Annotated in this window: 18 protein-coding genes and 2 tRNA genes; 10 read left to right on the forward strand and 10 right to left on the reverse strand. The window is 61.4% G+C overall.

All coding sequences use genetic code 11. The annotated features are described in order from the left end of the window. On the forward strand, window positions 1-331 hold a 331-nt coding region (locus WC683_08745), incomplete at its 5' end, for an NCS2 family permease (protein MFA4972689.1). 13 nt (window positions 332-344) lie between these two features. Further along, the gene (locus WC683_08750; GenBank protein ID MFA4972690.1) at window positions 345-998 is read left to right on the forward strand and encodes a PilZ domain-containing protein; all 654 of its coding nucleotides are present in this window, start codon (window positions 345-347) and stop codon (window positions 996-998) included. Window positions 999-1,003: 5 nt separating this feature from the next. Here WC683_08750 and hpt read toward each other — a convergent pair whose 3' ends face one another. The 5 genes from hpt to WC683_08775 form a co-directional block, all read right to left on the reverse strand. Next, on the reverse strand, window positions 1,004-1,525 hold the full coding sequence (gene hpt / locus WC683_08755; GenBank protein ID MFA4972691.1) for a hypoxanthine phosphoribosyltransferase: 522 nt from the start codon (window positions 1,523-1,525) through the stop codon (window positions 1,004-1,006). 11 nt (window positions 1,526-1,536) lie between these two features. After that, window positions 1,537-2,268, reverse strand: coding sequence for an orotidine 5'-phosphate decarboxylase / HUMPS family protein (locus WC683_08760; GenBank protein ID MFA4972692.1), 732 nt, complete (start codon window positions 2,266-2,268; stop codon window positions 1,537-1,539). Between the two features lie 9 nt (window positions 2,269-2,277). After that, window positions 2,278-2,964: a hypothetical protein gene (locus tag WC683_08765; GenBank protein ID MFA4972693.1), complete on the reverse strand. Its 687-nt coding sequence runs from the start codon at window positions 2,962-2,964 to the stop codon at window positions 2,278-2,280. A gap of 19 nt (window positions 2,965-2,983) precedes the next feature. Further along, window positions 2,984-3,069: transfer RNA gene (locus tag WC683_08770), tRNA-Leu, on the reverse strand. Between the two features lie 107 nt (window positions 3,070-3,176). Beyond that, window positions 3,177-3,249: transfer RNA gene (locus tag WC683_08775), tRNA-Cys, on the reverse strand. A 101-nt stretch (window positions 3,250-3,350) separates the two neighbouring features. Between WC683_08775 and WC683_08780 the strand changes: the two genes are divergently transcribed. Beyond that, window positions 3,351-4,055, forward strand: a complete 705-nt coding sequence (locus WC683_08780; protein MFA4972694.1) for a tetratricopeptide repeat protein — start codon at window positions 3,351-3,353, stop codon at window positions 4,053-4,055. A gap of 31 nt (window positions 4,056-4,086) precedes the next feature. Further along, window positions 4,087-4,515, forward strand: coding sequence for a single-stranded DNA-binding protein (locus WC683_08785; protein MFA4972695.1), 429 nt, complete (start codon window positions 4,087-4,089; stop codon window positions 4,513-4,515). Window positions 4,516-4,531: 16 nt separating this feature from the next. Here the strand turns inward: WC683_08785 and WC683_08790 are convergent, their stop codons facing one another. Both WC683_08790 and trxB read right to left on the reverse strand, forming a co-directional pair. Beyond that, window positions 4,532-5,611 (reverse strand): DUF3187 family protein, encoded by a 1,080-nt coding sequence (locus WC683_08790; protein ID MFA4972696.1) that lies wholly within the window; start codon window positions 5,609-5,611, stop codon window positions 4,532-4,534. Further along, window positions 5,611-6,537, reverse strand: a complete 927-nt coding sequence (gene trxB, locus WC683_08795) for a thioredoxin-disulfide reductase (GenBank protein MFA4972697.1) — start codon at window positions 6,535-6,537, stop codon at window positions 5,611-5,613. Before trxB ends, WC683_08790 begins: the two co-directional genes overlap by 1 nt. Before the next feature lie 256 nt (window positions 6,538-6,793). Here trxB and WC683_08800 point away from each other — a divergent pair, with 256 nt between their 5' ends. Then, on the forward strand, window positions 6,794-7,174 hold the full coding sequence (locus tag WC683_08800) for a hypothetical protein (GenBank protein MFA4972698.1): 381 nt from the start codon (window positions 6,794-6,796) through the stop codon (window positions 7,172-7,174). Window positions 7,175-7,285: 111 nt separating this feature from the next. Then, complete coding sequence (locus WC683_08805) at window positions 7,286-8,812, forward strand: YifB family Mg chelatase-like AAA ATPase (protein MFA4972699.1); 1,527 nt, start codon at window positions 7,286-7,288, stop codon at window positions 8,810-8,812. A gap of 154 nt (window positions 8,813-8,966) precedes the next feature. Here the strand turns inward: WC683_08805 and WC683_08810 are convergent, their stop codons facing one another. From WC683_08810 to WC683_08820, 3 genes are read right to left on the reverse strand one after another with little or no spacing between them, the layout of a single operon-like run. Then, window positions 8,967-10,370 carry a glutamate decarboxylase gene (locus WC683_08810; protein ID MFA4972700.1) on the reverse strand — a complete coding sequence of 468 codons (1,404 nt, stop codon included), beginning with the start codon at window positions 10,368-10,370 and terminating at the stop codon, window positions 8,967-8,969. Between the two features lie 24 nt (window positions 10,371-10,394). Further along, window positions 10,395-11,801: an amino acid permease gene (locus WC683_08815; GenBank protein ID MFA4972701.1), complete on the reverse strand. Its 1,407-nt coding sequence runs from the start codon at window positions 11,799-11,801 to the stop codon at window positions 10,395-10,397. A gap of 32 nt (window positions 11,802-11,833) precedes the next feature. Then, window positions 11,834-13,354, reverse strand: coding sequence for a discoidin domain-containing protein (locus WC683_08820; GenBank protein ID MFA4972702.1), 1,521 nt, complete (start codon window positions 13,352-13,354; stop codon window positions 11,834-11,836). A gap of 166 nt (window positions 13,355-13,520) precedes the next feature. Here WC683_08820 and WC683_08825 point away from each other — a divergent pair, with 166 nt between their 5' ends. The 4 genes from WC683_08825 (at window position 13,521) to WC683_08840 (ending at window position 22,859) form a co-directional block, all read left to right on the forward strand. After that, the gene (locus WC683_08825; protein MFA4972703.1) at window positions 13,521-14,441 is read left to right on the forward strand and encodes a hypothetical protein; all 921 of its coding nucleotides are present in this window, start codon (window positions 13,521-13,523) and stop codon (window positions 14,439-14,441) included. 171 nt (window positions 14,442-14,612) lie between these two features. Beyond that, the gene (locus WC683_08830; GenBank protein MFA4972704.1) at window positions 14,613-17,333 is read left to right on the forward strand and encodes a PD-(D/E)XK nuclease family protein; all 2,721 of its coding nucleotides are present in this window, start codon (window positions 14,613-14,615) and stop codon (window positions 17,331-17,333) included. After that, window positions 17,293-20,334, forward strand: coding sequence for an ATP-dependent DNA helicase (locus tag WC683_08835; protein MFA4972705.1), 3,042 nt, complete (start codon window positions 17,293-17,295; stop codon window positions 20,332-20,334). Before WC683_08830 ends, WC683_08835 begins: the two co-directional genes overlap by 41 nt. Continuing rightward, a complete protein-coding gene (locus WC683_08840; protein MFA4972706.1) occupies window positions 20,310-22,859 on the forward strand; it encodes a hypothetical protein in 2,550 nt (849 codons plus the stop codon). The genes WC683_08835 and WC683_08840 overlap by 25 nt, the downstream gene beginning before the upstream one ends. Window positions 22,860-23,259 lie beyond the last annotated feature (400 nt).

Consider the following 23,259-nt stretch of genomic DNA (forward strand, 5'->3'; position numbering starts at 1 on the left):
GGTCGGCCTCTTCTTCATCGTCATGCTCTTCTTCAACCCGATCATCTCAATCGTGCCGCCGCAGGCCACTTCTCCCGCGCTCATAATCGTGGCCGCGTTCATGCTCAAGAACATGTCCAAGGTCGAATGGGCGGACTGGACCGAGGCGCTGCCCGCCGTGGTCGCCTGCCTCGCGATACCGCTCACGTACTCGATATCCAACGGGCTCGCGCTCGGCTTCATACTCTATCCCGTTCTCAAGATAATCACGGGGCGGTGGCGCGAGGCGAACTGGCTGGTCTACGTGCTCGGCGCGCTGTTCGTGCTCAAGTTCATACTGATCTCTAATTAGATCCGGAGGGGACATGGCAAAGATGCAAAAAAAGAGCGTCCGCACTATGCTCGAAGGCGCACAGCCGTTTTTCTACATGATGAAGTCGGACGGCTACGAGAAACTCCGGCTCCTGGAGGTGCGCGACGACTCGATAGTGATCGAGCTGCCCAAGGGCGCGCCCATGCGCAGGACCATGCTCGGCATCATCACATTTGCCGACGGGTCGGGCGTGCTGGAGGTCGACGGCAGGGTCGAAGCGGAGCCGGGTGCCGAGGCGGGCAGCATCCGCCTGGCGCTGGATGCATCCAGGTTGAACAAGATGGAGCGCAGGGCCTTTCCGCGAATCTCCTTCGCACCGCCGCTTGAGGCCTCGGCGCGGGCCCAGGGCAGCGCAACCGGGATCCCGGTGAGGATCGTGAACTTGAGCGCCGGCGGGCTCAGGGTCGAATCCGCGGAGAAACTCCCCCCAGACAAGCCGATCTCCTTTCGCATGGAGATCGAGATAGACGACGAGGTGCACGAGCTATCCCCCGAGGGCAGGATAGTCTACGAGATACCGATCGAGGGCGGCCACTCCTACGGCGTCTCGTTCGGCCACGGCGCAAAGAGCGTACAGCTGGGCGACGACGACGAACGCACGGTCGATCTGATCAACATAGTGAACAGGCTGCTGATAAGGGAATAAAGCGGTTATTCCTTGAACGCGCCAACGTAAGGCAGGGAGCGGTAGAGGCCCATGGAGTCAAGGCCGTAGCCTATCACGAAGCGGTTCGTGACCTCGAAGCCGAGATAATCGATCAACTTGCGGGAATCGGTCCCCATCTCCTTGTACAGGAGAGCGGCGACCTTGAGGGATGCGGGGTCCTTGGTCTTAAGATGCGCGATGAGGTGTCTGAGCGTCCTGCCCGAGTCCACTATGTCCTCGACGAGCAACACGTGTTTGCCCTCGACCGGCTGGGTCATGTCGAACTCCATGCGCACGACGCCGGTGCTCTTGTCGTGGTCGTAGCTTGAGACCCTGACGAAGTCGCAGGCCAGCGGCCTCTTTGTCCTGCGCACCAGATCCGACATGAAGATGAAGGAGCCCTTGAGCACGCCCACCACCACCATCTCGCCGGATTCGTAATCGCGATCGATCTCGCGCGCGAGCTCGTCGATGCGTCGCGCGATCTGCTCCTCGCTGATGAGAACGTCTATCTTCTTCTCAGCCATGTTCGCTCCGCTCATTCGCCCAAGGTGATCGAGTCGCCGCTGGCTTCAACGAGTTGGTTGCAGAAATCCTGTGCAGCCTTTCGCATATCGGGCGCGTTGTATATCGCGCGGCCAACGATCGGGTGGTAGTTGGCGCCGGCAGCGTCGATGGCGGCCGAGAGCTCCCCACCCTGGGAGACGAACCCAGGCGAATAGAACACGGGGTGCGCCCTCTCGCGCTCGAGCATCGCGCGGATCTTGCGGATCGCGGTCGGGTTGTTGCCCGGGACCACGTAGTCGTTGACGCCCAGCCCCGCCGCTTTCTCGTACAGCTCGACGATCGCCTCGTCGGCGATGAACCCGCCCTCGCTGCGCACGAACTTCTTGTGCGTCATGAGACCGCCCACTATTACGCCCAGGTCCTCGTTGCGGGCGTAGTCGATCCATGCGCGCTCGGTCTCGGGGCCAGCGTGCGGGAAGATGATCACCGCGTTTATACCGGCCTCCCTGCAGATGCGGGCGAAGACCTTGCCCGTATCCGGTATGTCGCTCCCCGCCTTCTGGTGGTCGTAGATGAGCGGTTTGTGCGTATAGCGCCTGGCGATCTCGACCGCGCGCGGCAGCCCTATGGAGAGCGAGAGCGCGAAGCCCAGCTTATAGCCTCCTATGCCGGGGAGGTCGGCGGTGGCCTTGAGAAGGGCCTCGTACTGCTCCGCCTCTACGTCGCACGCGGGAATTATGCTCCTTGGCTGGGATATGATCATAAAAGCTCCTTAAAGAAGTTTCAGGGGGTTCTCCCCGTAACGTTCGAATTCTTTCTCTATCGCCCGGCCCATCGCCTCTCCGGGCGAGAATTTTTTGAATGCAGCCGGCAGAAATTCCTCTGCGCAGCTGAGCGCATGATATTCGACGCCCATTTCAGCCAGCGCATCTTTCACGCTCGTGCCGTCGTCGCGCAGCTCCATGCGGCTTGTGAGCCCAACCGCGGCCAGCACTTTGGCGTCGAGATATTTCAAACTCTCGAGAGCCGAGATCAGCGAACCGCCGGTGGTGGTGACGTCCTCCACCACTATTATATTTCCCTCAGGCGGCGTCAAAAAATAACGGTCCTTCGGATCGCCGTGCTCCTTTGGTTTGCCGCGGCCCATGGGCAGCGCATATCTGCCCGGGCTGAAATCAGGTCGCGCCTTCGCTCGTTTGAGCGTAGAGAGAACGCCTATCTTGGAGGCGCCCTCCGGCACCCCATAGAAAGAGTCCGGCTCGAAGCCGAGGTCTTCGGTGAAAGAGATCAGAAAATCCGAGAGCATGTCGATGAGGAAGGCGTCGCCGGAGACGGTCCGCCAGTTCACGTACCAGTTGGAGGTGCGGCCGGACTTCAGCGTCACTGGCCTCTCGAAGAAACCGACGACTCCGTTGTCGAGGATGAAATCTATGAATGCCGCTTTATTAAAAGAACTCATGGTCAGCCTTTTTGCTTTGTGCCCGGGACCGGAGTCGAACCGGTACGAGGTTTTACCCTCTCGGGATTTTAAGTCCCGTGCGTCTGCCAGTTCCGCCACCCGGGCCTATCAGACGAATCCATGAACTTCTATCATTATTTATGAGCGATGCAAGTTCGCGATATCATAAAAAAACACCCAAGGGAATCCCTCGGGCGTATTTGAGTGTCTTGAGGCGGCGACCGGAATCGAACCGGTAGATAACGGTTTTGCAGACCGTCCCCTTAGCCATTTGGGTACGCCGCCGAAGTTTCGGGACACTAAATGAAGCAATTACGCCTGTCAACACGCGGATTTCTCCTGAAAAAACCTTGAAGGCAGGCGGCAGACGTGTTAGGAGCGCGGCCATGACGAATCGCATCGCGATAATGCTCACCGCGGCCATCCTTGCCACAACATCCATCGCATCATGCTCGAGCACCGGAAAACCGGATTCGCTTTACGCCAAAGCCAGCGTCGCCGGCCAGCAGACCCTGCTCGAATCCTCCCGCAAGGCTGCGGAATCCGCGATACGCGCATCGGAACGCTCTGAAAAGAAAGACCTCGCCATGGGCGGGATCGATTCATCCGAACGCTGCCTCATGGCCGCGCCCGAAAATCCGGGCTGTTACTACTGGCGCGCGGTCAACACCGGCCTCTACCACAGCGTGCACGTCTCGGACTACCAGAAGGGCGTGAAGCGCATGGTGAGCGACTGCGAAAAGGTGATAGGGATCGATCCGGACTATGAAAACGCCGGCGCATACCGCATGCTCGGTCAGCTGTACACCAGGCTCCCGCAGACCGCCATACACCCCGGAAGCGTGATCCGCGACCTGGATCGCGCAGAGGACTATCTGCGCAAGGCGGTGCAGATCTCCCCCGACTATCCCGAGAACCATCTCGCTCTCGCAGAGACTCTCTTGGAAAACGGGAAGGCCAAAGAGGCGATGGAGGAGCTCATCCTCTCCAACGAGTTGGCGCCCCAATGGCGCAAGGACATATCCTACGAGCAATGGCGACACGAGTCGCTTGCGCTCGAGCGCAAGATAGAGGACAAATCCGGAGACTGATCAAAAGCAACCAACCCACAAGGAGCACAGCATGGCGAGCGTAAACAAAGTGATACTCATCGGTAACCTGGGGGCAGACCCGGAGAAGCGCGTGACAGGCTCAGGCCAGGTGGTGACCAACTTCAACATCGCCACCACGGAGCGCTGGAACGACAAGAGCGGACAAAAACAGGAGCGGACCGAGTGGCATCGCATAGTGGTCTGGGGACAGCAGGCCGAGAACTGCGCCCAGTACCTCTCCAAGGGCCGACCCGTCTATATCGAGGGGAACCTGCGCACCCGCCAATGGGATGACAAAGAGGGGATCAAACGCTACACGACCGAGGTGATCGCGCAGCGAGTCCAATTCCTGGGTTCGCCCACAGGTGAGAAGAGAGATACGACGAACAGCGCACCGTCGGACGCCGGCAACACCGGATCATTCGACCCGGGCAACGGACCGGATGACGTTCCATTCTGAAAAAACGCGACAGGAGTCACGTCTTACCGGCCAGCCAGTCGCCCTTCGCCCTCTTCCGCTCCTTGAGGTCGAACCGCACCCCGAGCGACATGTACACCGTAAAATCGACCGAGGGCCCTTGGCTCGTTATATCCTCCGCGAACGCGACCTGCCAGGTGAGATCGCCCAGATCGCCGAAGATGTCCTTCTCCTCCCCCTTGAACCCGATCACCAGGTCCATCGGCATCCCGTCCCATTGATCGAGTCCCGTGCCATGGAGCAGCGGCGTGCCGCCTTCTATCTGGACCACTAACGAAAGGGAGGGCAGGATCGACAGCTCGCCCGCGAGCATATAAGAGAACATCTGATTGTACATAAGCTCGTCGATGTACTCGTTTCCGCCGAGGATAAACCAACCCACGTTCACATATCCGTGCAGCCTCTTCCACGTATTGTCCATGGCGAGCCCTATGCCGAAGTCGGGGCTTCCGCTGCCGAGGCCGCGGCTCCGCCTGCCGGTCGGAAATTTCAGATCCGCGAACCAGGCGACGGCGGGCAGGTCGTCATCCTGACCGATGAGCTGATGTTTCACGTAGATCGAAACATCCCCCAGCCCCCAGTCGACCGATGGAAAATCGAAAGCCGTCCTCCCGCCCGCATCGAGCCTGTAATGAAACTCGCCGTTGGGCACGCGATCCCTGCCGCCGTTGGGGAACCCGAAGAATTTGTGAAATTTTTGAATGAAACCGTCAAGGAATCCGCCCCACATCTCGTACATCGGGACCTGTATCCCCGCCTCAAGCCCCCTGCCGAAGCCATAGCTCGCCATCACCGCCAGCCTCCATAGCTCCATGTCTAGGTTGAGCGACGCCTGTGCGTTCGCCTCCTTCTCAAAGAGGTTCGAGTATGCGGAGTCGATGCGCACGTCCAGCGTGCCCTCGGGCAGCACCTCCGCCTTCCTCGGGGTGAGGGACAAGTTCTGCAGATAGATCGGATTCTGATTGCGGCTTACGAACGGACCGAACCCCTCGTATCCGTGCGCAGCCGCCGGCGCGGGGATTACAAAACACACCAGAAAGATCGCGACTGCGATAAGGGGCCGCAAGGCGTTGCGCATCAGCCGTGCTCCTGGAGAAAGCGCTCCGCGTCTATCGCAGCCATGCATCCGGTGCCCGCAGCAGTTATGGCCTGCCGGTACTTCTGGTCCTGGCAGTCTCCCGCTGCGAACACGCCCTCGACCGAAGTCTTCATGCTGGATTTCTCTGTGACGAGATAACCCTGCTCGTCCATCTCAAGCTGGCCTTTGAACGGCTTCGTGTTCGGATCGTGGCCGATCGCTATGAAGACGCCGGAACACGCGAGCACCCTCTTCTTGCCCGTCTTCACGTCCTTGAGCCTCACTCCGGTGACCTCGCCCCTGGAGATGTCTAGTATCTCCTCCACCACCGAGTTCCACGCGAAGGCGATCTTTGGATTTTTCTTCGCTCGATCCCGCATGATCCTGGAGGCGCGCAGCTCGTCGCGCCGGTGTATCACCGTGACCATCGTGCAGAAGTTCGTGAGGAAGAGGGCCTCTTCTATGGCGGTGTCTCCTCCGCCCACCACGCAGACTTCCTTGCCGCGATAGAAGAAACCGTCGCAGGTCGCACATGCGGAGACGCCCTTGCCGTAGAGCGGCTTCTCCGAGGGAAGCCCCAACCAGCGCGCGGAGGCTCCGGTGGCTATGATCAGCGCCATCGTCTCGAGCCGTTTGCCCTCGACCTCGAGGACGAACGGCCTCTTCGCAAGCTCGGCCTTTGCGACCTCTCCCGACATGAAGCGCACGCCCACCCTCTCCGCCTGCCTGCGCATGGAGTCCATGAGCACAGGCCCTGCGATCGGGTCGACGAAACCGGGAAAATTCTCCACGTCGGAGGTGATCGTGAGCTGTCCGCCCGGCTGCATCCCCTCTATGACGACCGGATTCAGATTGGCCCGCGCAGCGTATATCGCTGCGGTCAGCCCAGCGGCTCCAGCCCCGACGATTATCACTTTTTCAGCCATCCCGACCCCCTTTTTGCTTCGGCCGCTCAATCTGGAGAAATATTATGGAAAAATCAAGGCGATGAAGCCCTTTTATTTCTGCGTCAAGAAACCCGACAACAAGCCAACGTATTCTCAAATCGATATATATATGAAGTAAGGAAAAAAACCTCATTGGCCACTGTAATCAACAAGTTGAATATATGCGGCGACCGTGCGATCATGGCATGGAACTTGCTGTAAAATAAGGTGATATCTCTTGAACATGAGGTGGCCCATGAGACGGTATGCCCTCATATTGCTGCTGGCGTTATCCATGGCTGTCCTGCCGCTCATGGGCAGGGCTCAGGACGATTCATCAGCCGGTTCAACGACAGGATCCGACGCGGCAGCCAGCTGTGCGAAGATACAGATGGGCGCCGTGACCGGAGGAGAAGAATCCGGCGAAGAAACGGGAGAAGCAACCGATGACGAAGCCTTGCAGGACTATTACGATTACCAGGACTCTGCAGGGTCTGAGCAGCAGACAACCGAATACAACTGCAACGAACAGCTCAACGAAGACGGGACTCTCACCTGCTTCTGCGGCGAAACGCCGATCGTGTGCACGGTCGAGGGAGAGGATGTCTATTGCCCCGAATGTCAAAACGCTCAATAAGCCCTGCCCAGTTTCGCAGCACCCCTATAGCGAATCGCAGCACCTGCGGTTGTCGCCGCACCTGAAATCGCTGAGGAATTTGCCGGCACGCTGCTTGCTATAGCTGTCTGCATGCTCTCCCACGTCTATTCGGCAGCGCTGTGCGGAGTGGAGGCGCAGATCGTCAAGGTCGAGGTCGATCTCCGCACCCAGGGCCTGCCCGGCTGGAACATGATCGGGCTCCTGGAGGCCGCAGTCCGCGAGGCGCGCGACCGCGTGGGGAGCGCGATAAGGAACTCCGGCTTCAGCCTGCCCAACCGAAAGACCATAGTCAGTCTCGCCCCCGCCGATCTCAAAAAGGTGGGCGCACACTATGACCTGGCGATCGCGGCAAGCCTGCTCTCCGCGGTCGGCGTCCTGACCCCCAAGGACGGCCGGCGCTATCTGATCGCAGGCGAACTTTCGCTCACCGGCAAGATACTCCCTGTCCGCGGCTCGCTGCTCATGGCGATCGCGGCGAAGGAGGCAGGTCTCGACGGGGTGATCGTGCCCTCCGAGAACACATGGGAGGCCTCTCTCGCGAGCGGCATCCAGGTCGCCGGCGTGCGCGACCTGGCGCATGCGGTGAGATTCATGAACGGCGAGGAACCTGCGGAAATTATTGTGTCCGGCCAAGTTGAGGCCGCGCCGCAGAGCGCGCTCATCGACATGAGCGAGGTCAGGGGCCAGCCCATGGCGAAGCGCGCCCTGGAGATAGCCGCTGCGGGCAACCACAACGCCGCCCTCGTGGGCCCGCCGGGCACAGGCAAGACCATGCTCGCGGAGAGGCTGCCTACCATACTCCCGCCGCTCACGGAGATCGAGGCGCTGGAGGTGCTCAAGATCCAGAGCTGGCACGGGCTGCTCGCGGCCCGCGCCTCGCTCCCCACGGAGCGACCCTTCCGCTCCCCGCACCATTCGGCATCGTACGCCGGCATAATCGGCGGCGGGATCGGAGGGACCGCGCGGCTGGGCGAGATATCGCTGGCGCACAACGGGGTCCTCTTCCTGGACGAGATGGCGGAATTCAGGCGCGACGTGCTCGAGGTCCTGCGCCAGCCTATCGAATCCGCATGCGTGCGCATCGTGCGCGCCGGGGTGAGCCTCACCTATCCGGCCCGGTTCATGCTCGTGGCGGCGTTCAACCCCTGCCCCTGCGGATATTACGGCCATCCTTCCAAACCCTGCAACTGCAGCATCGCGCAGATCAGAAAGTACCGCTCCAAGATCTCCGGCCCTCTCCTCGATCGCATCGACCTGCACATCGAGGTCGGCCCTCCCCCTCACGAGTCGCTGCTCGGCTTCATGTCGGAGGAGGGATCGGCCGAGATCAAGGCCAGGGTGCTCGCAGCCAGGCGCATGCAGGCCGCGCGCTTCGGGAATGCACAGATGCAGAACTCGGGCATCAGCGGCCGCTCGATACAAAAATACTGCAAGCTAGGGAGCGCGCAGGGGGCCTTCCTCAAGGCCGCCGCGGGGAAATCCCACCTCACCGCCAGGGCATTTCACCGGGTGATAAAGGTCGCGCGCACGATAGCGGATCTCGAACTCTCGAAGGATATCGAAGTCTCGCACCTCGCCGAGGCGCTGCAGTTCCGCTCCGCTATGGAAGAGATGTGATCGATCTTCAACGCGTCGACCGCCCTCCCCCCGGTGAAGGCGTTGGCGAGGAGGACCAGCGACAGTTCGACAGCTAAGGCATCGCAGCCAATAAACAAAAGACAACGGAAAAGCTCTCTTCGCCATGGCCGTCCCCCTTCATACACGAAACCCATCAACAGCGGACCTTTCCCGTGGAGCTCTTCTTCGCGACCCTCGATACCCCCTGTCCCTCGAAGTGCTTGAGGGCGCGCCCGACATCCTCCAGCAGGAGATTCGCCATGTCGCGACTGAACCCCTCCTTCACCACGATGCGCAGGACTGCCAGATCAGTGCAGTTCTCCGGCATGGTGTAGGCCGGCACGAGCCAGCCGCGGTGACGGAGCATCTCGGAGAGGTCGAATACCGAGAAGTTGGGCTGCGCGCCGTCCTTGAGCTTGAACGCGAAGACCGGGATGTCCGTCCCGCGCGTCACGCACTCGAAGGGCCCCATCTTCTCCAGCTTCCCGGAGAGATAGGTCGCCACCTCCTGGCATGCCTGCTGTATCCGCCGGTAACCGTCGTGCCCCAGCCGCAAGAAATTGTAATATTGTGCCACGATCTGGTTGCCCGGACGGGAGAAGTTGAGCGCGAAGGTGGGCATATCGCCGCCCAGGTAGTTCACCTTGAAGACGAGGTCGTCGGGGAGCTCCGCGGTGTCGCGCCAGATCGCCCAGCCGACGCCGGGATAGACCAATCCGTACTTGTGCCCGGAGACGTTGATGGACTTCACCCACTTGAGGCGAAAATCCCAATCGAGCTTCGGCTGCAGGAACGGCGCTATGAATCCGCCGCTGGCCCCGTCGACATGAATCGGGATGGCGTAGCCGGTCTTCGCGTTGTACTTGTCCAGCGCATCGTTGATCTCCTTCACGGGCTCGTACTCGCCCGTGAAGGTCGTGCCCATGATCGCCACGACGCCAATCGTGTTCTCGTCGCAGCGTTTGATGACCTCATCCGCGTTTATGCAGTAGCGCCCCTTCTCCATAGGGATGAGTCGGGGCTCGATCTCCCAGTAACGGCAGAACTTCTCCCAGCAGACCTGGACGTCGACGCCCATGACCATGTTAGGCCTGTCGGTCGGCTTTCCCCTGGCGCGCATCCGCTCCTTCCACTTCCACTTGAACGCCATCCCGCCGAGCATCGCCGCCTCGGAGGACCCGGTGGTGGAGCAGCCGCATGCCTGGCCAGCCTCGGGCGCGTGGAAGAGATGCGACAGGATGTTCACACAGCGCATCTCGATCTCCGCGGTCTGGGGATACTCGTCCTTGTCGATCATGTTCTTATCGAAGGTCTCGCTCATCAGCTGCCGCGCCTCCGGCTCCATCCAAGTGGTGACGAAGGTGGCGAGGTTGAGCCGCGCGTTGCCGTCAAGCATCAGCTCGTCGTGGACGATCTGATAGGCGCTCCGCGCGCGCATCTCCCCCGGGGGGAGCTTGTACCTGGGCACCGGCTCGCGGAGTTCGCGCGACCCGAACGTGGGGCTGATCATCCGTTCCTCTTCATTCATCTTGCTGAGATCGTGCCTGTGATGGAGCATCTTTACCCCCCCTTCCGGTTGTCTTCATTTCTGCGACCACCCCGGCTTCTTGAACCGGTGGATGATAAAAGGCGCGGCGATGAACAGCAACGTGCCCGCCGCCAGAAACGCCACGTAGAATACCGGGCTCCCCACGGAGAGCTGCGAGGGCGGGAAGAAGCCGACGACGATGGCGAAGGCGGCAGCCAGCATTCCGAGGCCGGCCACGATCACCATGCCGGCGTTTCCGCCAGGCACCCTGTACGTCCTGGGGACATCCGGCCTCTTGAACCTGAGCGCGATCGCAGCGCTGTAGAGCAGGATGTACATGATGAGATAGAGGATCGCCGTGAGTGCGGTGAGGAGGAAAAAGGCGCTGCTCACGTTGGGCATGAGCAGGTAGACGAGCGTGATGGCCGTCACGATGAAGCCCTGCACCCAGAGGATATTCGTCTGAACGCCTTTCTTGTTCACGCGCTGCAAAAACGGCGGCAGATCGCCGTTCTTGGCGGTCGCCAAGAGGCCCTTCGAGGGGCCTGCCACCCACGCGGTGACCCCGCCTATCGCGCCGAAGGCGGCGAGAAAACCGAGCACCGGCAGGAGCCATCCCAGATGGAAGACGCCCAGCATCCCGCGAAAGGCCTGCATGAGGCCGGCGTTGAGGCTGATCTGCTGCGTCGGCAGGACAGCCGCGATCGCGAGGGAGCCCAGCGTGAAGATCGCTATGATGACAAACATCGCAAGAAAGACGGACTTCGGAAACTGTCCCCTAGGGTCCTTCAGATCCTGCACGTGCACTGCGCCCACCTCCATGCCCGCGAAGAGGAGCACGACCCCGGCGAGGAACGCGATGTTATCGAAGTTGCTGAAGTCCGGCAGGATGCTGTGGCTCGTGGCCTCAAACGCCACCGGTTTACCCATGGCGAGCCATACGATGCCAAGCGCGATGACGAGCAAACCGGGAAAGATCGTGCCACAGAGCACTCCGGCCGTCGTGAGCCTGCCCGACGCCTTCATGCCGCCGAAATTTATGAACGTGGCGCCCCAATAGACTATGAGTATCACGACGACGTTGAAGATCTTGCTGTTGGCGAGCGACGGATCCACGAAGAGATAAGAGAGCGCGCCGGCCGCGAACGCGAGCACGGTCGGGTACCAGATCACGTTCTGTATCCACTGCAACCATATCGCGGCGAATCCCCAGTCGGCGCCGAATGCCTCCTTCACCCAGCGGTACACGCCGCCATCCTCGGGCCAACCAGTGGCGAGCTCCGCGGAGACGAGAGATACCGGCACGAGAAAGAGCAGAGAGGCGAAGAGCAGGAAGAAGATCATCGGCAGACCTTCCTTCGCCATGATGGGCAGGCCGCGCAGGCTCATGACCACGGCCACGTTCATCATCGCGAGCACGAACACGCTCAGGTAATGCCTCTTCGGGGCTTGTTCTTTCATGACACCTCCTCCTTCGAATGAGTTTGCAGCCGTCACTTCTCTGGACGCTCGAGCGACATCTTCAAAAAGTTAACGAGATAAGGGGTCCCCTGGTTGTCCGGGACCTTGATCTCGCCGTGGAACTGCTCGCCGTAGATCATGCGGTCCTTGGATTTGATCGCCTGGACGTAGCTCGAATCCGCGAGCAGATCGTACTTGTCCGCCAGATTGGCGACGGCCCATCCGTGGATCTCCGCGGCCCTGAACGGATCCGGCACCCCCCTGAAGATCGGGTCATCTTTCCGAATCGTTATCTCGGTGCGCGCCCTGGGCGCCTCCATCGCCGAGATGTCCTCCCACCCCATCGAGTGCGCAAACGTGTATCCATATGCCATTGCGAGCTGCTGGTGGCCGCAGCAGATGCCCAGGATCGGTATATCGGAGGAGCGGATGATCTCGTAGACGCCGTTGAACTCGAACATGGGGATGTTCTCGTAGCTCACGTTGTTGCCGCTGAGGATGATCGCGACCGGCTTATTCTTCAAACCCTCGATCATCCGGAGCGAAACCTCGTAGTGCGGCACGGTGAGCGTCTTCAGGCCCAGGCCCGCCCCCTCCACAAATTCGGCGAGTTCGGTGAATGTGTAGCCGTTCTGCTGATCGCCCACCAGGAGGACGTACTTGCCCCCCGGCGCTTCCGGTACCGGCGGCGTCCCAGGCGAGTAGATGGCCACCGCGTTGATCTGCGCAGCGTAGCCATGCCACTTCCGTATGAGGAGACGCAGGTAGCGCGTGGAGACGGCGTCGAAGCCCAGGATATTTCGAAACGTGTCGTTTCCGTTCACCGATGTGCCGGGGATGTCGACCCAGCCCTTGCCATCTTCGCTGCGCTGCCAGACGAAGTCCGTGAGCCAGCCGTCGGAGCCGTCGATGGCGGAGAGCATCCAGAGCCTCGATACGGTCCATCGCTTCCCCAGGTCGAAGCTCACCCACTGGGTGTCCGATCCGGGCGGGGTCGACTGCCAGAACGTGGCCTGTCCCGGATCGTCCAGGTCCACGATGTTCTTCGCGTTGAAGCCGCTTGATACCCTGACTTCTTCAACCGGGACACGGATGAGCCCCATGAACGCGTCGTCGGATGCCGTATCCACGAAGAAGCGCGACATTGCCCACGGCCCCTCGTTTCCTGACTCGTCGCAGGCGCGCACCCGCCAGTAGTAGCGGCTTTTGTCCTTGAGCGCCGCTCTCTGCGCATCGTGGAGAAGACCGGTGGAGGCAAGCCTGCTCGTCACGTACGCGTTCCCCTCGGGCACGCCGTCGTACCGGATGAGGTCGGGGCTGTCGAAGTCTTTGGCCGTGTCGATCTCGATCGAGTACACCCGCTTCCCCGCCCCGCCGCTCGCGTTGAAGAAAGAGAAGAGCGGGTGGTCGTTCGTGACGATCACGTCCCAGCTGGGGTTGTTGGTGAGCCTGGGGGCCGTGAGCGGCTGCGATGGTTGTTGCGGCCTCGAGCAGGACAGGAGAAAACAGGCGAGCAAAAGGATGATGAGGCAAGACCAGACCCTGTATCTCATTTGCTCCCCCTTTTTCCAAACTCCCATATCGAAGATACGTATCTTAATGATCGAAACCTGAGATGACAATACCGAAAGGTCTTTCTTTAGAAATTTCTGCGGGCCCGATATTAACGCCTTGCAAGAAGGGCCGGTTTGAGTGAAAAGCGAGAGGAAGGAGGGAATAATGGGGGTCAGATCTCTTGCCTTTGTGCTGGCGGTGCTCATCCTGGCCGTCCCGCTCCCTCGCGCAGCATTTGCCATCGATTCGGGCGATGAAGAGAGACTGGAAGCGCTTGCGACGGACGAGGCGGAGATCGACTACGTGGCAAACGGGACGCTCTACAGCGTCTTCATCCACCACCGCAGGCCCGCAAAGGCAATCTCAGAGAGCTGGGAGAGCCGCAAGGGCAAAAGCCTCATCGAGAACATCTCCACATCCGTCGAATCCGACTTCCTCTCCCGCTATGTCACCCACTCGCTGGCATGCAGCGATGGCTGGGTCTGGCAACCCTCGACGACGATCGAATGGTACGGCTTCGGATTCAACGTCTGGGCGAACTTCGTTATCGAGGACATCCCGGACCAGGGCAAGTTCAACGAGGTGGACCTCACGCTCTATTACGATTTCAAGACACACAACTTCACCATCCATCCGTATTTCGTCGCCTATCTCTACCCCACGTCCAACAAACTCTCGCTTGATTACTCCGCGGACACCGACATCCTGCCCGCCCTGCATCTGGCCTATTCGGCGGGCCCCCTGGACATCTTCGCGGACGTTCAGGTCTACGCCCACCCCAACCCCGGCGCGGTGCGAACCGAGCTGGGCATGGGGGTCACGCATAAGCTTCCTTTGAAATTCGGGATCGAGATGTCCGGGTTAGTGGGACTCAACAACGCAAAATACAACAGGGTGGTCTTCAACATATCCGAAACCGCATTCACCTACTTCACTTACTCCATCTCCTTCCCCTGGAACCCGGTCAAGGGACTGGTCCTGAAGCCGAACGCGCACGTGTCCGCGTTTTTCGCGCAGAAATTCAGAGATGCCACACAGTTTCCGGTCCAAGTATGGGGCGGGCTGAACGTCGCATATCAGTTATGACCAACGCAGTAATCGCCCTTTTCATACAGCCTCCTCATCGTGATCTCTTGCGTTAACGGCCCCTTTTTTCATCATCACATCTCCCGGATCAACAGCCGCTATCAAGGGAATAGATGCCTGCCCACTCCCCTATTGACCGGATGCCTGCGGCCTGCAATTCTCCGCTCTTCGATGCCCACGACCCTGCTCACAGGCCAGATAAATTCAGGCAAAACCTCAAGGGTTTTGGAACTCCTGAGCCAATGCGACCCGGGCCGCACCGGGACGATCGTTGTCCCGGATCGAGCGACCGCAGCGGAGCTGAGGCGTCGCTTTTCCCGGAATTTGAGAGGTCCGCTCAAGGCGCTCCGCGCTGACGCGATCCGGGACTGGCCGGACTTCGTGCGGAAGATGGCCTCCCCTTTGCTCCCGGTCGCGACGAGACAGCACTCCGTCCTCGTGGTCATGGGGCTGCTCGCGAAGATCAAACTCCCCTATTTCGGCGTCTCCGCGCGCTCTTACGCCACTGCGACGGGCTTCGTCCGTACGATACTCGCGCTCAAGGAGAACCTGATAGGGCCCGACGAGTTGGAGGGGGTAATATCAGGGATCGGGGAGCCGTGCCTTCGCGAGCGCGACCTGATCCGGGTGTACGAGGGGTATGATAAGGAGCTCTCGCGCCTCGGCATGCTCGACGAGGGCGACCTAACGATCCTCGCGATAAAGAACGCGATCGAAGGCGCGGCACCGCTCCGCGAGATGCGGGCGATCATGTTCGATGAATTCGCCATGCCGACCCCTGCGCTCCTCGCGATGGTCCGAGCGCTGGACGCGAGGCTCAAGAAGGCCGGGATCGTGGTCACCTGCCCGGCCGCGGCCTCGGAGGAAGAGCGGCCCTTTGCCTCATGGCTCGCGCGCGCGAGAGACGTCTGGCTCGCGGCCATCTGCGACGAACAGAGGCTCGACGCTGCGAACGCAGGGGCGCCTCGAATCTCCGTGCTCAAGGCCGCCTCGCCCATGCAGGAGGCCAGGCACGTGGCTAACATCCTGGCGAAGGAAGGGCTCGCTGCCGGCGATTGCATCGTCGCCGTGCGGCACGGGGATTCTTTCCTGGAGTGGTTCCTCTCCGAGGCCCACTCCATGGGGATCCTGCCCGAACACCCCACGCTTGACGGCGCAATGGGATCGCCCCTAGCACACGAGCTGATCTCCCCGGATTTCGTCGAGCGCCTGCCTTTGCACGCCACGCTCGCAAAGTTCGCGGCGGAGATGCAGAAGATCGCCCGCGTCGGGGAGCGAGTTAAGCCCTGGATCGCGGGGCTCAAACAACGGCGCGGGCACGGCAGGGTCGCAGCGCGCAGCCTCACCGCAGCCGAGGCGATCGGAGATTCCCTGGGCTCGCTCTCGACCGCGGCCGGCTTTCTCGGCGAGATTAGGATCAGCCGTGAACAGTTTGCGCAGCTCCTCTCTCAGGATTTGAGCGGGCGCACCGCCCCTGCCACCATGATCGATTCCGTGCTCCCCTTCCGCCTCCACGCGGCGGGTCTCCCTCTCTCGTGCGAGGCAAGCCGCGTCATCGTGCCGCGCATGATCGAGGGAAGCTTCCCGGCGAGGATGGGAGAGAGCCTCTTCTTCGCCGACTGGAAGGAGGAATCGATCCGAAGGATATTTCCTGACGCCGAGGATATGCACGCCAGGGAATCGTACGCGTTCGAGACCATGCTGAAGAAATGCACCGGCGAGGCGACCCTCATCATGCCCGCCGTGACCGACGAGGGCAAGGAGACAATCCCCTCCCCATTTGCCGACCGGTTCCTGAGCCCGGGCGAAGCACCCGAGGCGCTGGGCACATGCGTGCTCGGCCGCAAGAAAGAAGGCCTTGCGAAAAAGCGTATGGAAGGACCGAATACGGGAGTCCTCAACTCGCCGGAGGCGCGCGAGATCGTAAGAGAGCGTTTCGTTGAAGCGGAGCTAAACCCAACCGCTCTCGAGAGATACGCGAACTGCCCTTTCGCCTTCTTCGCACAGGACGTGCTCCGCGCCGTGGAGCCCCTGGAGGAGACCCCCCAGATACGCGGCTTCGACCGCGGGAGGATCGTGCACGAGATACTGGCTCGCTTTTATCGCGACCACGCGAAGACGGCACTCGCAGCGCGATCCGCCGGCAGGTTCGACGAAGAAACGAGACACACGGTGAGAACGATCGCGGACGAGATCTGGGAGGAGCGCAAGGACACGCTCGAGTACGTGAAGCCCGGCCTCAAGGAACGCGAGATAGAAGAGATCGCGAGCATGGCTCTCATGGTTATCCGGGCCGAGGGCGACGAGGCGAGCCGCATCTCCTCGCCGCTAATCCCCAGGGAGTTCGAGTGGGAGTTCTCAAAGAAAAAAGGAAATGCGCTCAAGATCAACGTGAAGGGAGAAGAGCCCCTGTACGTACGGGGACGCGTGGACCGGATCGACGTGGACAGGGACAAGAGCAGGTTCCTGGTCATCGACTACAAGACCGGAAAAGAGGAACAGGTCGTAAACCGCATAGAGTCAGGCTCGCACCTGCAGCTTCCGCTCTACATAAGCGCCGTGAAGAGCGCCCTGTTCCCGGAGGCCGTGGCCATGGGCGGGCTCATGTTCGAGATCAGGGAAGCGGCGATCTCAGGGGACGGCAAAAAGACCGCAGGCAAGACAAAGGGGCTGGTCCTGGGCGAGTTCGAGGGCGCCTGCTACAGGGTCGGCAGGGCGCACTCCAAGATCGACGCGGAGCGCATGGATAAGCTCATCAGCGCGGCCGAAGGAAAGTCGGCCGAATTCGCATCGTCGATAAGAAAGGGGATGTTCCCGCCATCGAACGAAGCAAAGTGCGAATGGTGTGATTATGGCGACATCTGCAGGCACAAAAAAGTTTCAGCCGACTGACGCCCAGAGGGCGGCGATAGAATCCGCGTCGCTCTCCATGGCGGTGGACGCTGCCGCGGGCTCGGGGAAGACCGCGGTCCTCATCCGCCGCATCCTCACGATCGTGGGCTGCGATCCCGAGCAGCCGGGGAGCGGCGACTGGGGCAGATTGGGAGGCGTGCTCGCCATCACCTTCACCGAGAAGGCTGCGGGCGAACTCAGGTCGAAGCTCCGCGCCTACATCCCTTCGGCCGAGCGCTTCAGGTTGGACCACGCCTGGATGGGGACCTTTCACTCCTTCTGCGCCAGGCTCCTTCGGCGCTATGGGCCCGCGGTCGGACTGGACCCCTCCTTCGACCTGCTGGACGAGAACACCTCCGGCATGCTCGCGCGAAGGTGCGCAAGCGACGCATTGTTATCCATGCTCGAGAACAAGGAGGCGGGCGCGCGGGATCTCGTGGAGGAGGTGGGGTTCGCCACGGCTACCTGCGCCCTCGAAGAGCTGATGCAGTTCCGCTGGCATGCCGAAGCCGCCCTCTCCGACCGCTCGGAGGCCGAGGGATGGGAGGGCGCAGCGCTGGGCGCCCTGAGGACCGTCTTCGCAGAGGCTAAACGCACCTACGCCATGAGGCTCGCGGAGCTCGGCGCACTGGACTTCCAGGAGCTGGAAATCAGGGCGCTCGAACTCCTGGGCGACGGCTCGGTCGCCTCCGCATGCAGAAGACAATTCGCGCAGCTGCTCGTGGACGAGTACCAGGACACGAACGACATCCAGACCGAACTGGTGCTCAAGCTCTTCGACCCCTCCGCGAACCGCCTCTTCATCGTGGGCGACGAGGCGCAGTCGATCTACCGCTTCCGCGGGGCCAACGTCTCCTGCTTCGCCAGGATGCGCGAAGAGATCACGAAGAGGTCCGGCCGAGCGGTGAGGCTTGCGCACAACTTCCGGTCGAGGAAGTCCATCATATCGTTCGTCAACGTCTCGCAGGATGTGCTGGCAAAGGGGCTCTTCGCCGCCCCCTCCTCGCCCAAACCCATGGAGCACACGGTCGAAGACGCCGCGGGGGCTCCCTCCGTGATCGAGCTGGCGATACCCGCCTCCAATGAGACCAAGATCGCGGCCCTGCGCGAACGCGAGGCGCGCGCGATCGCAGAGATGATAGCGAAGGGCGCGTCCGCGGGCGAGTGGTCGGCGGGCGACGTGGTCCTGCTCTTCCGAGCGATGACTTCGGCCGGTATATACGAGGCCGCGCTGCAGAGGCTCTGCATTCCATGCACCTCCGCAGGAGGTAGGGGTTTTCTGGAGAGGCGCGAAGTGGCGGACCTCATGGCCGCCGTGGCATTCTCACTCGATCCGAACAACTCCGCCGCGCTGCTCACGCTCCTGCGCTCGCCCATAGGTGACTTGAGCGACGACGAACTCGCGATCATGGCCGGCCCGGAGGGCCGAGGTATCCCCGCAGCGCTGGAAAAGGATGAGCGCCTGGCTCTGGTCCGCGATCTGCCCTTCATGGCAGGGCACATGAGACCCTCTGAGATCATGCGCCGCGTGATCAACGAGTCCGGGCTGGAAGTGCTCTGGTCAAGGCTCGACCCGTCGGGCGCCGCGGTCATGAACATGGATCGGCTCATCACCATAGCCAGGGACTTGGAGCGCGGGATGCCGACCACGCTTGCGGATTTCAACTCGTTCATGAGGGAGATGCGCAACCGCGACGCGAGGATGGGCGAGACGCCTGCCGGCGCCGACGCAGCCAACGCAGTCCGGCTCATGTCCGTGCACGCCGCAAAGGGGCTGGAGTTTCCCGTGGTCTTTCTGCCGGACCTGGCGAGAAAGCCCCCCCAGAAGACGAAGCAGTGGATATTCTCACGGGGCGACGCAGGCGCTGGCAGCGGCGTGGCCTTCAGAAAGAGGAACCCGGACCAGCCCTTCGGCAGCAGGATAAAGACGGAGCGCTTCGAAAGGCTCGCAAACGAGGAGTCGGAGCAGGAGGAACGCGAATCCAAGAGGCTGCTCTACGTGGCCATGACCCGCGCGATCGACACCCTCGTGCTGCCGATCCATGAGGATATAAAGGCTGACAGGACATGGCACGAATGGGTGTGCGAAGCGCTCTCCTCTCCCGTCGGAAGAAAGATCTCAAAGAGGATCGAGGCGGGCGGCCGTTCGGCCGGGTCCGTCGGCGCGACAGCTCTCCCGGGAACGGAGGCGCACGTCCCCCCTGCCATGCAAAATTCGAGGAGCGCCGTCGCGCACCTCTCCGTATCCGCGCTGGACTCCTACAGCGTCTGCCCCATGCAGTACTATCTCAAGTACGTGCTGGGGCTCCCTGCCAGCGAGATGGGCCGGGGGGATCACGACCATATCGAACCCAACGTATACGGCTCCATCGTGCACTCCATGCTCTCGCACGCGACGAAGGACGAAGAGGAACTTCGCGCGATCGCGCTCTCGGAATGCCTTGCAAACGGAGTGAAGGCGAACGATAAGGCGATTCGCGACCTGGTGAAGGACGCGGCGGACGCTATCGAGATCGCCGGCGCATCCCGCCTTGAGGAAGGATTCAGGGAGATGCCCTTCGAGATCTCATGCAAAGAGAGCACGATCTCCGGCACCATAGATTGGCTGAGGCCCGATGGCGAAGGTTACGAGGTCGTGGACTTCAAAACCGGCCTTTCGGACAAGACAAAGGTAAAGGAGCGCTCCGAACAGTACGAGGTTCAGATGCAGATCTACGCACTCGCGGCAGAAGCGATGACCGACGCCATGGTGTCGGCCACGAGCCTCGTCTTCCCCTCAGCAAGGGTGAGTTCGAGGCGAGAGATGGACGATGCGCGCAGGGAGGCGGCCGCAAAGAACATCGAGAGGATTGTGGCGGGGATAGAGGCAGGAGACTACGCGGTCAGGAAAAAGCCGTCGTGCGAAAATTGCATATACCATAGGAACAGGATGTGCTGGGAGGACAGGACCAAAGCCGGCAGACCGAGCAAGGCAAGATGCAGAACAAGACACAGGACATAATCGCGCTCGCCGCCGATCCCTACGGCGGTGCGAGAGAACTCGCGCGTTTCGAGGCCGCGTACGAGTCGGCCCTCGGCAGACCGTTCGACTGGTCGCCCGAAGCCGCGCAGATGCTCTCCAGGATCTTCGGCAACAGCAGGGTCCTGGCCGACAGGCTCGCCGCAAACCCCGGCTGGGCGGACGATATCGCGCTGTCGCCCTACTCCGTCTCGTACAAACCGATCGAGGCGATGAAGGCCGAGCTGGACTCCATGATCCAGGACGCGTGCAAGGCGCGCGACGAGATATCCTTCATGCGCGCGATCTGCGACTTCAAGTACGCTCAGATGACCCGCATCGTGATGAAAGACCTGGCCCGCGCCGCACCCGTGTCGCAGTTGCTCGCAGAATGGAGCGACGTGGCGGACGCGATCATCGACGCGGCCTGGCAAAGATCGTACGAAATGCTGACCGAACGCCACGGCGAACCCATGACCCCGGCCGACGGCGGAGGCCATAAGCGCTGTGCCGGGGTCGTGATCGCGCTGGGCAAGCTCGGCGGCCGCGAGCTCAACCTGAGCTCCGATGTGGACATCATGATAATCTACGACTCCGACGAGGGCGGCGCGATATCCCCTTCAGGCGCGCGCATGAGCAATCACGAATTCTTCGTGAAGCAGACCTCGCAATTCTCCAGGCTGATCTCGCGCGTGACCGAGCGCGGATTCGGATTCAGGGTGGACCACGAGCTCAGGCCAGAGGGGCCGCAGGGACCGCTGGCCAATTCGCTGGACGCGGCCGAACGCTATTACGAATACTTCGGCCAGGGTTGGGAGAGGCAGGCACTGATCCGCGCGCGTCCCGTGGCGGGAGACATGGAGCTGGGCAGAAAATTCCTCGAAACCGTCCGCCCCTTCGTCTTCCGCAAATCCATGTCGCTCGCCGACCTTGCGCACATGAGGAAGATGAAACAGGCGATGGAGCGCCAGGCCGAGAGATCCGGCCGCACAGGCGACATAAAGCTAGGCCGCGGCGGCATCCGCGAGGTGGAGTTCCTGACCCAGGCGCTCTGCCTGCTCTTCGGCGGGGGCCTCGAGTCCGTGCGAACCGGAAACACCTTTGCTGCGATCGAGGCGCTGGCGCGCGAATCGATAATCCACCCGTACGGCGCACGCTCCCTCGCCGACGCATACTCCTTTCTGAGGAGAATCGAAAACATGCTCCAGGCCGAGGGAGACCTGCAGGTGCATAGGCTCCCCCTCGACGAACACGGGCTCAACCTGCTCGCCCGCCGCATGGGCTATTCGGACGGCGGCGGGACGGATCACGCGGCGAGGCTGAAGGCGGACCTCGCGCGACACCGCGAGGTCGCAGCGAAGCTCTTCGCCGCCCTCTTCTCCGCGGACTACGAGCGGCAGGAACTCATGGAGGCGATACGCGACAACGCGGGCCGGGCGGCGAACGAGGAGGAGGAGATAGATTCTCTCGCCTGGTTCAGGAACCAGGAGACGCGGCGCATACAGAACCTCGACATCACGAAGGGGATGCCGACCGAACGCGTGATGCAGAGGCTCACCCTCGCAGCCGAGGCCGTGCTCGCATGCGCCTGGGAGATCGCGTCGAGGCACCTCGAAGCGCGCTACGGCACACCGCGCCTTGAGGACGGAGGCAGGGCCGGCTTCTCGGTCATCGGCCTGGGCTCCCTCGGCAGCCGCGAGATCGACTACTGTTCGGACCTGGATCTCTGCTTCATATATTCCGGCGCAGGCAGCACGGATGGATCGAATCCCGTATCCAACGTGGAATACTTCACGAAGCTCGCCCAGCGGATAATCTCGATGATCTCTCTGCCCGGAAGGTACGGCCGTGCGTACCAAGTGGATTCGGAACTCAGGCCCTCGGGCAGGGCAGGTACGCTCGTGGCGACGATAGGCTCATTCGTGGAATACCACAAAACCGAGTCGCAGCTGTGGGAGCGGCAGTCCCTCATGAAGGCGCGCGCCATCGCAGGCGACGAGGAGTTCACGGTGCGCCTGGGGTTCTCCCTGGACGAGCTCGCCTTCAGGCTCTCTCCCCCGACCGCGGATGCGATGAAGGAGGAAATCACGAAGCTCCGCAGGAAGACGATCGAGGAACGCTCGATCCGAAAGCCGGGCTCTTTCGAGCTGAAGATCGGCCGCGGCGGAATCGCGGACCTGGAGGCGATAGTGCAGATGCACCAGATGCTGAACGCACGTGCATGCGACAGGCTGCATGCGCAGAACACATTCGAAATCATAGACGCCCTCTCTGCAGAGGGAATAGTTCCGGCGAACATCTGCGCGACGCTCTCGGAAAATCTTCTGTTCCTCCGCAGGATGGTCTCCAGGCTAAGGCTCGTCACCGGCAGGGCCACAGACGTATTCTCGCCCGATGCGCCTTATGCGGAAGAGGTGGCGAAGATGATGGGCGAGGAGAGCGCGGCCCGGCTCGCAATCCTGACAAAACAGCACATGGACGACGCTTCCACCCTCTTCGACTCCCAGATGGAACCTTTCAAGATATAGCCCGCCTCTGCAGACGAAGAAGGCCGGGATACCCTTCCTTCGCTCCCCGGCACTTCGCTACGCTAAGTTGATTGGCTTCGGGTCCTGTCGCCGGGCTCACCCCCATTTGCGGCATCGTCGCGATCAATCACCGAGTTTCTGCAGATGACTTTGCGCGGCTGCTGGCGTCAAATGGGGGTCCCCCGACCCGCCGCCACCCGAAGCCAATCCAATTGTTTATACGCTGAGTTTGTCCTGAGCTAAGTCGAAGGGCTTCGTAGACGCCTCCAAAGTCACTCAGGCAAGGATATCCCGGCCTTCTCCGTCAAACCAGCACTCAGCGCCATACTCGACTAACATTCCTGTGCCTGACCTTCAATGGAAGCTCTCTACAAATAAGAAAAAACCGTGAAACCCCTTA

The organism is bacterium (assembly GCA_041648665.1).
In the GTDB taxonomy this organism is placed as follows: Bacteria; UBA10199; UBA10199; order 2-02-FULL-44-16; family JAAZCA01; genus JAFGMW01.

Bases quoted from the DNA above. Each gene is read 5' to 3' on its own strand.
- WC683_08750 (MFA4972690.1), top strand. From the start codon at position 345: ATGGCAAAGATGCAAAAAAAGAGCGTCCGCACTATGCTCGAAGGCGCA.
- hpt (MFA4972691.1), bottom strand. From the start codon at position 1,525: ATGGCTGAGAAGAAGATAGACGTTCTCATCAGCGAGGAGCAGATCGCG.
- WC683_08760 (MFA4972692.1), bottom strand. From the start codon at position 2,268: ATGATCATATCCCAGCCAAGGAGCATAATTCCCGCGTGCGACGTAGAG.
- WC683_08765 (MFA4972693.1), bottom strand. From the start codon at position 2,964: ATGAGTTCTTTTAATAAAGCGGCATTCATAGATTTCATCCTCGACAAC.
- WC683_08780 (MFA4972694.1), top strand. From the start codon at position 3,351: ATGACGAATCGCATCGCGATAATGCTCACCGCGGCCATCCTTGCCACA.
- WC683_08785 (MFA4972695.1), top strand. From the start codon at position 4,087: ATGGCGAGCGTAAACAAAGTGATACTCATCGGTAACCTGGGGGCAGAC.
- WC683_08790 (MFA4972696.1), bottom strand. From the start codon at position 5,611: ATGCGCAACGCCTTGCGGCCCCTTATCGCAGTCGCGATCTTTCTGGTG.
- trxB (MFA4972697.1), bottom strand. From the start codon at position 6,537: ATGGCTGAAAAAGTGATAATCGTCGGGGCTGGAGCCGCTGGGCTGACC.
- WC683_08800 (MFA4972698.1), top strand. From the start codon at position 6,794: ATGAGACGGTATGCCCTCATATTGCTGCTGGCGTTATCCATGGCTGTC.
- WC683_08805 (MFA4972699.1), top strand. From the start codon at position 7,286: ATGCTCTCCCACGTCTATTCGGCAGCGCTGTGCGGAGTGGAGGCGCAG.
- WC683_08810 (MFA4972700.1), bottom strand. From the start codon at position 10,370: ATGCTCCATCACAGGCACGATCTCAGCAAGATGAATGAAGAGGAACGG.
- WC683_08815 (MFA4972701.1), bottom strand. From the start codon at position 11,801: ATGAAAGAACAAGCCCCGAAGAGGCATTACCTGAGCGTGTTCGTGCTC.
- WC683_08820 (MFA4972702.1), bottom strand. From the start codon at position 13,354: ATGAGATACAGGGTCTGGTCTTGCCTCATCATCCTTTTGCTCGCCTGT.
- WC683_08825 (MFA4972703.1), top strand. From the start codon at position 13,521: ATGGGGGTCAGATCTCTTGCCTTTGTGCTGGCGGTGCTCATCCTGGCC.
- WC683_08830 (MFA4972704.1), top strand. From the start codon at position 14,613: ATGCCCACGACCCTGCTCACAGGCCAGATAAATTCAGGCAAAACCTCA.
- WC683_08835 (MFA4972705.1), top strand. From the start codon at position 17,293: ATGGCGACATCTGCAGGCACAAAAAAGTTTCAGCCGACTGACGCCCAG.
- WC683_08840 (MFA4972706.1), top strand. From the start codon at position 20,310: ATGCAGAACAAGACACAGGACATAATCGCGCTCGCCGCCGATCCCTAC.